This window comes from Enterobacter sp. Bisph1 (assembly GCF_000814905.1).
Classification (GTDB): Bacteria; Pseudomonadota; Gammaproteobacteria; order Enterobacterales; family Enterobacteriaceae; genus Kosakonia.
Map to the genome: position 1 here is coordinate 117606 of NZ_JXAG01000042.1, position 12732 is coordinate 130337.

A 12732-nucleotide genomic window follows, 5' to 3' on the forward strand; every position below is an offset into this window, starting at 1 on the left:
GCGCAGGTTGGTGTAATTCAAGTGTGCAACCCTTAGGGCCGCGCTCACCGATCAATACCTCTGGGATAACTACTCTGTCACGCCGGGAGATCCGCCACCAGCGGACAATCGAAACAGCCTTTCGCAAAGTGTAACTAAAGGTTGTGCCTGAATTACTTTGCAATTTTCGCCATGTAACGTTTTCAGCGGATTCCTTCGTGTCAGCTCACGTTTGCGCATACCCGCCGGGCGCTTTCCTTGATAAGGCTCCCCTTTTCCGTAACACTATCCCCCGTGTAAACGCTTACCCAAAGGAAGGTGCGTAATGGCGACCATTAAAGATGTCGCGCGGCTGGCTGGTGTATCGGTCGCAACGGTTTCCCGCGTGATTAACGCCTCACCAAAAGCGAGCGAATCCTCGCGCCAGGCGGTACAAAGCGCAATGGATGCGCTCAACTATCATCCTAACGCTAACGCCCGCGCGCTGGCGCAGCAGTCCAGTGAAACAATGGGCCTGGTGGTAGGTGACGTCTCCGATCCCTTTTTCGGCGCGATGGTGAAAGCCGTCGAACAGGTCGCTTCGGCCAGCGGGAATTTCTTGCTGATTGGCAACGGCTACCATACGGAAGAGAAAGAGCGTAAAGCCATTGAACAGTTAATTCGCCACCGCTGCGCGGCGCTGGTGGTGCATGCCAAAGTCATCCCCGACGAAGAACTCGCCTCGCTGATGCAGCAGATCCCCGGTATGGTGCTGATTAACCGCATTCTGCCGGGCTATGAGCAGCGCTGCGTCGCGCTGGACGATCGCTACGGCGCCTGGCTGGCCACCCGCCATCTGGTTCAACAAGGGCACACACGAATTGGTTATCTCTGTTCTAACCATGCCATATCCGATGCGGAAGATCGGCTGCAGGGGTATTACGATGCGCTGAAAGAGAGCGGCTTGCCCTGTAACGACCGGCTGGTGACCTTTGCCGAGCCCGATGAGAGCGGCGGCGAACAGGCGATGACCGAGCTGCTCGGTCGCGGACGCAACTTTAGCGCCGTTGCCTGTTACAACGATTCAATGGCCGCCGGCGCAATGGGTGTGCTCAACGACAACGGCATTGATGTGCCGGGCGAGATTTCATTGATTGGCTTTGATGATGTGCTGGTGTCACGCTATGTTCGCCCGCGTTTAACCACCGTGCGTTACCCGATTATTACGATGGCGGCGCAGGCCGCCGAACTGGCGCTGGCGTTAGCGGAAAACCGCCCGCTACCGGAGATTACCAACCTGTTTAACCCGACGCTGGTGCGCCGTCACTCGGTCATCTCGCCGCAGGAATAACGATAGAGGTGTACGGTCTTGTCAGGATAGTCGAGACCGTCGCCGATATACTCCCAGCCAAAACGTTCATAAAAATCACGACAGGCAGAATAGAGATGCAGCTCCTGAAAGCCCATCTGTTGCGCCTGCGCGATAACATGACGCTGCAGCTGCCCCGCCAGCCCTTTGCCCCGCACGCGCTCGTCGACATACAACGCGGCCAGCCACGGGAACAGATCCTGACGGCTGATCAGATCGCAGCGCCACAGCCCAACGGTACCGAGTAATTGATCCTCATCGACCAGCACATATGTCAGCGGCAGCTTACCCGGCGTCTGGCTATGAGCAATGATGCTGGCGAAAAAGTCGCGCGGCAGCGAGTCGCCAAACTCGCGCCATAGCCATTCCACCACCTGTTCCGCGAAATGGGGAGCGTCATACAGCGGGATAATGTTCACTGGATCTTCCCCTGGAAAATTGGCACCGATTCAAACAGGTAGCCGTCAAAATCCGGGGCATCTTCATCGGAGAGTTCCAGCAGGCTTTTTTTCACATTTTCCAGATGCTGCCACATCGCCTGCCAGGCGCCCATCACATCCCGCCGGCGCAGGGCCGCCAGCAGCGTTTGCCGGTCGCCTAACCATTTCAGGCGATAGGGACGGCTGGCGATATGCACGTTGAACTGTTGCCACAGCGGGCTGCTGTCCATGTGGTGCCAGATGCTCTCTACCGTTGCCAGTAGCATCTGGTTTTGCGAGGCACCCGCCAGCACCAGGTGGAACATTTTGCTGTTGTCCTGGGAGGTGTCGTTGAGGGCGATGGCGCGCTGCTCCTGCTCAAGGATACGCCGCAGATTATCAATATCCGCACGCGTCGCCATTTTCGCGGCAAAGGCGGCGATATTACTCTCCAGCAGCTGGCGCGCCTGCAGGATCTCAAACGGGCCAATGTCGCTGCTTAAAAAGCGCTCCTCTTCGTTTTCGTCCGCTTGCGGAATGCGCATCACGTAAACGCCGGAACCCTGGCGGATATCCACCGTACCCTGCAGCTCCAGCATCAGCAGCGCTTCGCGAACGATCGTGCGGCTGACGCCATATTTTTCGGCGATATTGCGCTCCGGCGGCAAACGTGAACCCACGGGATAATACCCCTGGATTATCTGCTCACGCAGATCTTCACCAATCTCCTGGTACTGTTTTTTTTCCGGCGGGACGACGGCCTTCTCCACAATATCACCTGCAAATTTGAGTTATCGCTCAGGCCGGGCGCGCCCCGGCCTGTCGGCGCTATCTTAGCAAAGCCAGCGCCTGATCGAGAACTTTCGCACCGTTTAAGGTGCCGTAGGCCACCGAATCGATCACCGCAACGGGGATGCCATATTCGCCGGCCAGTTTCTGACTTTCCGCAAGCTTAAAGCGCACCTGCGGCCCCAGCAGCACCGCAACGATATCGGTGGTGTAGCTTTGCAGTTCATCCCGCAGCGTCTGTTCAGCAATGGCATAAATCTTCAGTTCGAGGCCGCGTTCCGCCGCCGCTTTTTCCATTTTTGTGACCACCAGCGACGTCGACATCCCGGCGGAGCAGCACAGCACAATTCGTTTCACGAGGGTTTATTTCCATTGGTCATCAATCGTCAGGGTAAGCTGGCGCTCATCGCGCAGCTTGCGAAACCAGGCGGCAGACTTTTTCGGTCGCCGGTCGCGCTGGTGGTTTAAATCAATCTCGATCAGGCCATAGCGATTTTTAAAGGCATTCATGGGCGAGACGTTATCCGTAAAGGCCCACAGCATATACCCCAGGCAGTTCGCCCCCTCTTCTCTGGCGCGCAACGTCTGGTACAAATGGGCAGCGATAAAGTCGATGCGGTAATCATCGTCAATGGTGCCCGCCGCGTTGCGAAACTGCCCTTCATTCTCCACGCCCATACCGCTTTCTGCGACAAACCATGGAATGTTGCCGTAGTCGTTTTTGATGCGCATCGCCATCTCATAGATGATCTCCGGCAGGATCTCCCAGCCGCGGGAGGTGTTCATCTTTCTGCCGGGCAGCTCAAAAGGTTCATAGTAGTAAGCGGGGTGGAATGGCGTTTCCGGGTGCCAGGCGCGGGACGGGGTTTTTACCCGGTGCGGGTAGTAGAGATTAATGCCCAACTCATCAACGGTATTCTCCGCAATAATCGCCAGCTCCTCTTCGGTGTAATCCCACGACACCTGATGTTTTTCCAGCAGGGCAATCAGCTCCGGTGGATAGTGGCCTTTCACCATAGGGTCGAGGAATACCCGGTTATAAAACAGATCGTAACGCTCGGCGGCCTGCACATCATGGGGGGCGCGAGAACGCGGGTACGTCACTTCCGGATTGAGAATACAGCCCACGGTACCGGGATAACCTTTCTCGCGAAACAGCTTCACCACCTTCGCCGTGGCAAGGTTTTTATGATGATTCCACTGCATCCACGTGCCGGTGTTCTGCTCGTAAGGCCAGCGCAGCGCATCGAGGTAAACGCGAGTTTGCACCACAATGGGCTCATTGAAGGTGAACCAGCGGCTCACTTTAGCGTGAAAGCGTTCAAACACTTTTTCCGCATACAGCAGATAGAGCTCAACCACTTTTTTCGATGCCCAGCCGCCGTAAGTCTCCAGCAGGTATCCCGGCAGTTCGTAATGCTCCAGGCAGATCATCGGCACGATGCCGTGACGCTGCATCTCGTCAAACAGTTCATCGTAATAAGCGGCATAGCGCTCATCGACCACGCCCTGTTCATAATCCGTCAGAAAGCGCGACCAGTTAATCGAGGTGCGGTAGTGGGTCAGCCCCGCTTGTTTCATCAACTCAACATCTTCACGAAAGCGCTGGTAAAAGTTGGTCGCGACAGCCGGGCCATAGCCTTCGTGCCAGACGTGGCGATCGTGTTTGTACCACAGATCGGGCCACGAATCCTGGCCCTCGCGCTTGTCGATCCAGCCTTCGGTTTGCCAGGCGGACGCGGCCGCGCCGAGCATAAACGACGGCGGTATAGCGATAGTTTTCGTGCTCATTCCATCCTCAGGCGTTGTTAGCGGTTTGTGCCTGCAACTGCGCTTGTTCGGCGCGGCGGAAGGCAATTTTCACAAACGGCAGATAGATAATGACGGAGGTGATAATGCACACCAGCTGGGTAATGACCGCGCCCATCGAACCGGCGGTCGACAGCCAGGCGTTGATCAATGGCGGCGTGGTCCACGGCACCATCACCACCGCTTTACCGGCAAAGCCGCTGAGGGTGGCAAAATAACCAATCGATCCGGTAACCAGCGGGGTGATGATAAAGGGGATCGCGAGGATCGGATTAAGCATGATCGGCATACCGAAGATCACCGGCTCGTTAATATTAAACACGCCGGGGCCGATGGAGAGTTTGGCAATCTCTTTCATCTCTTTGCGCCGGGTGCCGATCATCACCGCGATCAGCAGGCCAATCGTCAGGCCGGATCCGCCAATGCTCATATAGACGTCCCAGAACGGCATGGTGATGATGTTCGGCACCTCTTTACCCTGCTCAAAAGCGCTCATATTGACGGTAATCGCCCCCAGCAGCAGCGGTTCGCGGATAGGCTTAATCATCTGGTTGCCGTGAATACCAATCACCCAGAACAGCTGGGCGACAAACATCAGCAATAAAATGCCCGGCAGGCTTTGCACCACGCGCTCCAGCGGTTGCTGAACCACCTGGTAAACGGCGTCGTACAAATACATGCCGGTCAACTGGTGGAAGACAAAGCCGAAGGTGGCGATCGCCGTGGTGGTGATAATCGCCGGGATCAGCGCGGAAAACGAGGCGGAGACGTTCGGCGGCACGGTATCCGGCATTTTGATCTTCAGGCTGTCGCGATTTTCCAGCCAGCAGTAAATCTCTACCGACAAAATGGCGATAAACATGCCGAGGAACAGGCTGCGGGTATCGGAGAACTGGCGTAGCAGCACATCTTTCACCACATGCATCTGCCCATCCACCAGCATTTCCACAGTGGTCGGCGTCACGCAGATAAAACAAATTACCGCCAGCAAGCCGGGAAACAGCGTCTTAATACCGTTGATGCGCCCGAGCTCAATACCGATCAAAAACACCGCGCCAATATTGAGGAAATTCAGCGTCGCATAGTTAATTGCGCTGGTAATCGGCTTAAGTGCTGCGAGGAAAGAGAGTGATTGAAAGCTGGCGAGGCCGTTTTTCGGATCCAGCACCATATTCGAGATCAGCACGGAAAAGGCACCGACGATGATCACCGGCATCAGGGTGATGAACGAGGCTTTAATCGCCATGATATAGCGATAGCTGTTGAATTTTGTTGCAAAACTACCCAGAGAATCGATCAGCTTTTCTTGTAGAGCCATGAGTTAACACCTCGGTAAAGGGGCTTTTTGTCGATATGGGGAGACAGCTAAGCCCCATTTGGCATACCAAAAATAGTCACGCGTATGTAAAAGTTCTGTGACACGACTCCCAACCCGCTAACTGGCATTCCAAAATGAGAAAAAACACAACATTGGCATACCACCTTAGTTTTCGTAGGGTTTTCCTCTATTGATTCAGCCCGGTCGGCATCCCTTACCCATTAAATGAGTGTGGTAAACTGTTTTTATTACGCGAAATGGGAATTCGTTATGGTCACAATGCTGGATGTTTCACTGCGCGCGGGGGTGTCAAAAGCCACGGTTTCCCGGGTGCTGAACGGCACCGGGCAGGTGAAAGAGAGCACCCGCAATCAGGTTTTTAAAGCGATGGAGGAGCTGGAGTATCGTCCCAACTTTCTTGCGCGCTCGCTGGCCAACCGCACCAGCAACAGCATTGGGTTGGTCGTTTCCAGCTTTGACGGTTTTTATTTTGGCTGCTTATTACAGCAGGCGGCGCGCCGGGCAGAACTGCACGGTAAACAGCTGATTGTCACCGACGGTCACGATACGCCCGTGCGGGAAGAGCTGGCGGTGCAGATGCTGGCCGACAGGCGCTGCGACGCTATTATCCTCTACACCCGTTTTATGAGCGAAGAAGCGATTTTACAGCTTATTGACGCCACGCCGATGCCGCTGATAGTGATCAATCGTCAGCTGTTTCAGGCGCGGGATAAATGCGTTTTCTTCGAGCAGCAGGAGGCCGCTTTTCAGGCGGTAGATTACCTGGTGACCCAGGGACACCGCGCCATCGCCTGCATTACCGCGCCGATTCATACCCCCACCGGCCAGGCGCGGCTAATGGGTTATCGCAAGGCGCTGGAAAAACACGGGATTGGCTGGGATGCGGCCAAAGTAAAATACGGTGACTCCGCCATGACCGGCGGCTATACGCTGTGCCAGCAAATGTTACAGCAGGGGGTAACTTTCAGCGCCCTGTTTGCCGGTAACGACGATATGGCGCTGGGGGCGGCGAAAGCGATTCGACAAGCGGGCCTGCGCATTCCGCAGGATATTTCGCTGTTCGGTTTTGATGATGCGCCGAGCGCACAATGGCTGGAGCCGGGGCTGTCGACGGTTTATTTACCCATCGACAGCATGATCACTACCGCCATCGATCAGGCGATAAAATTAGTCAACAGCGAGCCGATCGCGGCGATCCCGCCCTTTACCGGCACGCTGGTGTTGCGAGAATCCGTCGCGCCGGGACCGGGCACAAGGCTTAGCACTGCTCCAGCGCGATAAGCTCTGCAATGGTCTGGCGGCGGCGAATCAACCGCGCCACGCCGTTATCAAATAATACTTCCGGCAGCAGCGGGCGGCTATTGTAGTTAGATGACATCGACGCGCCGTAGGCTCCGGTATCGTGCAGCACCAGATAATCACCGGCTTTCACCTGCGGCAGCGCGCGGGTTTCCACCTTCCCGCCCTCTTGCTGAGTAAAGACATCGCCGGATTCGCACAGCGGACCGGCCACCACGGTGTCGATCAAAGGCGCATGTTGCAAATCACGGCCATCGGCGGCAAGGGCAGTGATGTGATGATAACTGCCGTACATCGCCGGGCGCATCAGATCGTTAAAGCCCGCGTCGATCAGCACAAAGTGGCGGCTGCCCATGTTTTTCACACTGCGCACCTGTGACACCAGTACACCGGATTCAGCGACAAGAAAACGTCCCGGTTCGATCTCCAGTTTCACCGCATGCCCCAGATGTTTTGCGATTTGCTCGCGGGCGGCATTCCACAAGCCATAATAGTGCGCGGTATCGACCGGTTCTTCCCCTTCACGATAGGGAATCGACAGGCCGCCGCCGGCAGAAATGGCCGGCAGATCCTGACCGGATTCCACCACCAGCTTCACCATCGCGCCGCACACTTGTTCAAGATGGGCGTAATCGACACCGGAACCGATATGCATATGGATGCCAGCCAGTTTCAACTGGTAACGCTGAATGACCGCCAGCGCGTCCGCCATATCGCCATACCAGATGCCATGCTTGCTGTTTTCGCCGCCGGTATTGGTTTTCTGGCTGTGGCCGTGACCAAAGCCCGGATTAACGCGCAGCCAGACGCGATGGCCCGGCGAAACGTCACCCAGCTGGTGCAGCATATCGACGGAACCGGCATTTACCGCAATGCCCAGCTCGCTGACACGCGCAATCGTTGCCGCATCCAGCACGTCGGCGGTAAAGACGATATCGTCCGGATGGCGTTGCGGATCGTAACCCGCCGCCAGCGCACGCTCGATCTCGCCGAGGGAAACGGAGTCGACTTTGACGCCCTGTTCGCGCATCAGGCGCAGAATATGAATATTCGAGCAGGCTTTTTGCGCGAAACGCACCACATCGAAGGCGCGCAGTTTGGCGATTTGCGCACGAATAATTTGCGCATCGTAAACCCAAACCGGGCAGCCAAATTCGGCAGGCAGCCGCAGCAGGTTATTCGCGTTGAGGTCGGTTTCAGTCTGGTGTAATGAGCGTGGCATAGGTCACTCCGGCGTCTTTTTTGTTGATTACGCCACACTGCAAAGAGAATAAAAAATATCGTTTTATCGCGACTCTATGCAAAAATGATATGGCTAACCCTGCAAACCCGGATCCTGATGATGCCCGCTGTTAACCTGCGCCATATCGAAATCTTTCATGCTGTGATGACCGCCGGCAATCTGACGGAAGCCGCCGCACTGCTGCACACCTCGCAGCCGACGGTGAGCCGTGAACTGGCGCGTTTTGAAAAGGTGCTGGGGCTGAAGCTGTTTGAGCGCACGCGCGGGCGTCTGCAGCCAACGGTGCAGGGCTTGCGCTTGTTCGAAGAAGTGCAGCGTTCGTGGTACGGGCTGGACAGAATTGTCAGCGCCGCCGAAAGCCTGCGCGAGTTTCGCCAGGGTGAACTTTCTATCGCCTGCCTGCCGGTGTTTTCTCAGTCGTTTTTACCGCTGCTGTTGCAGCCCTTTCTGGCGCGCTATCCCGATGTCAGCCTGAATATCGTGCCGCAAGAATCTCCGCTACTGGAAGAGTGGCTATCGGCGCAGCGCCACGATCTCGGCTTAACGGAAACCCTCAGCACGCCGGCGGGCACCGAGCGGACGCCGCTGCTGACCTGTAATGAAGTGTGCGTAATGCCGCAGGATCATCCGCTGGCGCGTAAAACGGTGTTAACCCCCGATGATTTCCAGGGGGAAAACTATATTAGTTTGTCGCGCACCGACAGTTACCGACATCTGCTGGACGCGCTGTTTAATGACCATCAGGTGAAACGGCGTATGGTGCTGGAAACCCACAGCGCCGCCTCGGTATGCGCGATGGTGCGCGCAGGGGTAGGCATTTCAGTGGTCAACCCGCTAACGGCGCTCGATTACGCCGCCAGCGGTGTGGCCGTGCGCCGCTTCAGCATTGACGTGCCGTTTACGGTAAGCCTGATCCGCCCGCTGCACCGCCCCGCTTCCGCGCTGGTCGAGGCGTTTAGCCTCCACTTACAGGCAGCGATCCCCCTTATCAGCGCACCGTTGGCGGCCATGCTTGGTGAGCCTTAAGAGAGCATAAATTCCACCGCATCGGCGGCGTGCAGCGCCGCGGTATCAAACACGCGAATCGGGCTATGGGCTTCCGGCAGCAGCAGGCCAATTTCGGTGCAGCCAAAAATTACCCCTTCCGCCCCTTCACTGGCTAACTGCTGAATAAGCTTCACAAAATAGTAGCGCGACTCATCGCTGAACGTCCCCAGGCACAGCTCCTCAAAGATAATGTCATTGATACGTTCGCGGTCGAACGGACCGGGCACGGAGGTTTCGATACCAAACTGTTTTTCCAGCCGTCCACGGTAAAAATCCTGTTCCATGGTGTAGCGCGTACCGAGCAGCGCCACGTTACGCATGCCCGCGTTTTGAATCGCCCGCCCGGTGGCGTCGGCAATGTGCAGGAACGGAATATGGCACCGCTCTTCAATTTGCCCGGCCACTTTATGCATGGTGTTGGTACACAGCACAATCGCCTGTGCCCCCGCCTGCTCAAGGCCCGCCGCCGCCTGCGAGAGGATCTCGCCGGCTTTGTGCCACTGCGCCGTCGACTGACAGGCTTCTATTTCCTGGAAATCCACGCTGTGCAGAAGCAAGCTCGCGGAGTGCAGGCCGCCGAGGCGGGCTTTAATGCCCTCGTTTATCAGGCGGTAGTAGGGAATGGTCGATTCCCAGCTCATCCCGCCCAGCAGTCCTATCGTTTTCATCGCTTGTCTCCGTCTGGTTTTGCGCTCAGTCAATCAAAGTTGTGATCGACTTTCAACTTCTCTGGCCTCGCGTTTATTTTTATTGAACGCTGAGATAAGTTATTTTGAAACAATGTTTCATCATCATTAATTGTCTCGTTATCACTAACGATACCCACTACAGGACAGCACGATGTTTATCTTCCATAAAGACACGCAGCTTGATGACCTGGGCAACGGCGTTTCCCGCCGTATTCTTGCCCATGACGGCAAAATGATGGCGGTCGAAGTTATGTTCGAACAAGGCGCCATCGGCCCAATGCACAACCATCCTCATGAACAGCTTACTTACGTTTTATCCGGCGAGTTCGAATTTACCATTGGTGATGAGAAACATATCGTCACCGCAGGCGATACACTTTATAAGCAACCGCACATTATGCACGGCTGCGTCTGTTTAAAAGCCGGTACGCTGCTCGACACCTTCACGCCGGTACGGGAAGATTTTTTAAAACCTTGAGCGAGATCGTAATTATTTAACGCCTCCTGGAATTAGGGGGCGTTTTTATTTATATCGCGAAATCAATTCGCAAGGTAATCGTTCAATTATAGAATCATTTCATTTTACAATATATTTAGCGACAACTCTTAACCCGCCCCGCGCATTTATTTTCATTCACACCGTTGTTTTTCGACAAAAATGACACCCACCTCACCTTATTGAAACATCGTTTCGACTTTGATCACATTTCATGAATTAATCGAATGACGCCCCTGAAAAACCCAATAAAATATTTTAAAACGACGTTTCACAAACCAGGAACAGACGTTCACAGCATTCTAAAACCGGAATTATTGTGAGTATTTCCCGGTAATTAAAGCTTCTAAAGGCATTGATTCCATTAATTATTGTGATCAAGCGCACGCACAGAGCCTGTTGTTCTCCCCGGATGCCCGGCCGGCAGGGGGAAAAAGATACTCTCCGAATCCGTATTACACATTGTTCGCCAGGTAGGTATGTATGAATGAAAACAGACTGCTGGGATTGGCCTGGATATCGCCCTACATTATCGGGCTGATAGTCTTTACGGCTTTTCCCTTTATCTCATCGTTGTTTCTCAGTTTTACTGAGTACGACCTGATGAGCCCGCCGGTATTTAACGGCATTGAGAATTACCGCTACATGTTGACCGAAGACTCCCTGTTCTGGAAATCGATGGGCGTCACCTTTGCTTATGTCTTTTTGACGATCCCGCTGAAGCTTGCCTTCGCGTTGGGTATCGCCTTTGTGCTCAACTTTAAACTGCGCGGCATCGGCTTTTTCCGTACGGCTTACTATATTCCGTCCATTCTCGGCAGCTCCGTCGCCATTGCCGTACTGTGGCGCGCGTTGTTTGCTATCGATGGTCTGCTGAACAGCTTTATCGGCGTGTTTGGTCTTGATCCGATTAACTGGCTTGGCGAACCGTCGCTGGCGCTGATGTCCGTGACGCTGCTGCGCGTATGGCAGTTCGGTTCTGCAATGGTGATCTTCCTCGCCGCGCTGCAAAACGTGCCGCAATCCCAGTACGAAGCGGCAATGATCGACGGTGCCAGCAAATGGCAGATGTTTATGAAAGTAACCGTGCCGCTGATTACGCCGGTGATTTTCTTTAACTTCATCATGCAGACCACGCAGGCGTTCCAGGAATTTACCGGCCCGTATGTCATTACCGGCGGCGGACCAACCTATTACACCTATCTGTTCTCGCTCTATATCTACGACACCGCCTTTAAGTACTTCGATATGGGCTACGGTGCGGCGCTGGCCTGGGTTCTGTTCCTGGTCGTCGCGGTCTTTGCCTCTGTCGCCTTTAAGTCGTCGAAATATTGGGTGTTCTACTCTGCCGATAAGGGAGGCAAAAATGGCTGATATCCAACAACTCACGCCGGGCATGAAGGAAGCCGAACGTGAAGTGGCGCGCACGATGCGCCGCGAGAAGATCAGCGCGTGGATCCGCTACACGATCCTGCTTTTTGTCGGTCTGTTAATGCTCTACCCGCTGGCGTGGATGTTCTCGGCGTCGTTTAAACCGAACCACGAGATCTTTACCACTCTCGGACTGTGGCCGGAACATGCCACCTGGGACGGCTTTATTAACGGCTGGAAAACCGGTACCGAGTACACCTTCGGTCATTACATGCTGAACACCTTAAAGTATGTCATCCCGAAAGTGATTCTCACCATTATCTCTTCCACCATTGTCGCTTACGGCTTTGCCCGCTTTGAGATCCCGTGGAAGAACTTCTGGTTCGGTACGCTTATCGCCACCATGCTGCTGCCCAGCACCGTGCTGCTGATCCCGCAGTACCTGATGTTCCGTGAAATGGGCATGCTCAACAGCTATTTACCGCTGTATCTGCCTACGGCTTTCGCCACCCACGGTTTCTTCGTCTTTATGCTGATTCAGTTTTTACGCGGCGTACCGCGCGATATGGAAGAAGCGGCGCAGATCGACGGCTGTAACTCATGGCAGGTGCTGTGGTACGTGGTGGTGCCGATCCTGAAACCGGCGATTATCTCCGTGGCGCTGTTCCAGTTTATGTGGTCAATGAACGACTTTATCGGGCCGCTGATTTATGTCTACAGCGTGGATAAATACCCGATCGCACTGGCGTTAAAAATGTCCATCGACGTGACCGAAGGCGCACCGTGGAATGAAATTCTGGCAATGGCGAGTATCTCCATTCTGCCATCCATCATTGTCTTCTTCCTGGCACAGCGCTACTTCGTACAGGGCGTGACCAGCAGCGGAATTAAAGGTTAAGAGGGA

The 12732-nt window shown here is 54.9% G+C and carries 13 protein-coding genes; 6 read left to right on the forward strand and 7 right to left on the reverse strand.

What is annotated here, in order from left to right:
* Positions 1-304: 304 nt before the first annotated feature.
* Positions 305-1309, forward strand: coding sequence for an HTH-type transcriptional regulator GalR (gene galR / locus RW65_RS13430; RefSeq protein ID WP_039057274.1), 1005 nt, complete (start codon positions 305-307; stop codon positions 1307-1309).
* Here galR and RW65_RS13435 read toward each other — a convergent pair.
* Genes RW65_RS13435 through RW65_RS13455 form a run of 5 tightly spaced genes read right to left on the reverse strand, consistent with a single transcriptional unit; the run spans position 1282 to position 5662 of the window.
* On the reverse strand, positions 1282-1746 hold the full coding sequence (locus RW65_RS13435; protein ID WP_039057275.1) for a GNAT family N-acetyltransferase: 465 nt from the start codon (positions 1744-1746) through the stop codon (positions 1282-1284). The genes galR and RW65_RS13435 overlap by 28 nt on opposite strands.
* Positions 1743-2516 carry a GntR family transcriptional regulator gene (locus RW65_RS13440; RefSeq protein ID WP_039057276.1) on the reverse strand — a complete coding sequence of 258 codons (774 nt, stop codon included), beginning with the start codon at positions 2514-2516 and terminating at the stop codon, positions 1743-1745. The genes RW65_RS13435 and RW65_RS13440 overlap by 4 nt, the downstream gene beginning before the upstream one ends.
* Before the next feature lie 58 nt (positions 2517-2574).
* The gene (locus tag RW65_RS13445; protein WP_039057277.1) at positions 2575-2892 is read right to left on the reverse strand and encodes a PTS sugar transporter subunit IIB; all 318 of its coding nucleotides are present in this window, start codon (positions 2890-2892) and stop codon (positions 2575-2577) included.
* A 6-nt stretch (positions 2893-2898) separates the two neighbouring features.
* Complete coding sequence (locus RW65_RS13450; RefSeq protein WP_039057278.1) at positions 2899-4326, reverse strand: glycoside hydrolase family 1 protein; 1428 nt, start codon at positions 4324-4326, stop codon at positions 2899-2901.
* A gap of 7 nt (positions 4327-4333) precedes the next feature.
* Complete coding sequence (locus tag RW65_RS13455) at positions 4334-5662, reverse strand: PTS sugar transporter subunit IIC (protein ID WP_039057279.1); 1329 nt, start codon at positions 5660-5662, stop codon at positions 4334-4336.
* Positions 5663-5932: 270 nt separating this feature from the next.
* Between RW65_RS13455 and RW65_RS13460 the strand changes: the two genes are divergently transcribed.
* A complete protein-coding gene (locus RW65_RS13460) occupies positions 5933-6964 on the forward strand; it encodes a LacI family DNA-binding transcriptional regulator (protein ID WP_039057351.1) in 1032 nt (343 codons plus the stop codon).
* Here the strand turns inward: RW65_RS13460 and lysA are convergent.
* The gene (lysA, locus tag RW65_RS13465; RefSeq protein ID WP_039057280.1) at positions 6942-8204 is read right to left on the reverse strand and encodes a diaminopimelate decarboxylase; all 1263 of its coding nucleotides are present in this window, start codon (positions 8202-8204) and stop codon (positions 6942-6944) included. The two genes, RW65_RS13460 and lysA, sit on opposite strands and share 23 nt — an antisense overlap.
* 120 nt (positions 8205-8324) lie before the next feature.
* On the opposite strand from lysA, the gene RW65_RS13470 reads away from it, so the two are divergent.
* On the forward strand, positions 8325-9251 hold the full coding sequence (locus RW65_RS13470; RefSeq protein WP_039057352.1) for a LysR family transcriptional regulator: 927 nt from the start codon (positions 8325-8327) through the stop codon (positions 9249-9251).
* Here the strand turns inward: RW65_RS13470 and RW65_RS13475 are convergent.
* Positions 9248-9940 (reverse strand): aspartate/glutamate racemase, encoded by a 693-nt coding sequence (locus RW65_RS13475; RefSeq protein WP_039057281.1) that lies wholly within the window; start codon positions 9938-9940, stop codon positions 9248-9250. The genes RW65_RS13470 and RW65_RS13475 overlap by 4 nt on opposite strands.
* A 172-nt stretch (positions 9941-10112) precedes the next feature.
* Here RW65_RS13475 and RW65_RS13480 point away from each other — a divergent pair, with 172 nt between their 5' ends.
* The 3 genes from RW65_RS13480 (at position 10113) to RW65_RS13490 (ending at position 12726) form a co-directional block, all read left to right on the forward strand.
* Positions 10113-10439, forward strand: coding sequence for a cupin domain-containing protein (locus tag RW65_RS13480; protein WP_039057283.1), 327 nt, complete (start codon positions 10113-10115; stop codon positions 10437-10439).
* A 501-nt stretch (positions 10440-10940) separates the two neighbouring features.
* Positions 10941-11831 carry a carbohydrate ABC transporter permease gene (locus RW65_RS13485; RefSeq protein WP_039057284.1) on the forward strand — a complete coding sequence of 297 codons (891 nt, stop codon included), beginning with the start codon at positions 10941-10943 and terminating at the stop codon, positions 11829-11831.
* Complete coding sequence (locus tag RW65_RS13490) at positions 11824-12726, forward strand: carbohydrate ABC transporter permease (RefSeq protein WP_039057285.1); 903 nt, start codon at positions 11824-11826, stop codon at positions 12724-12726. Before RW65_RS13485 ends, RW65_RS13490 begins: the two co-directional genes overlap by 8 nt.
* Positions 12727-12732: the final 6 nt, after the last annotated feature.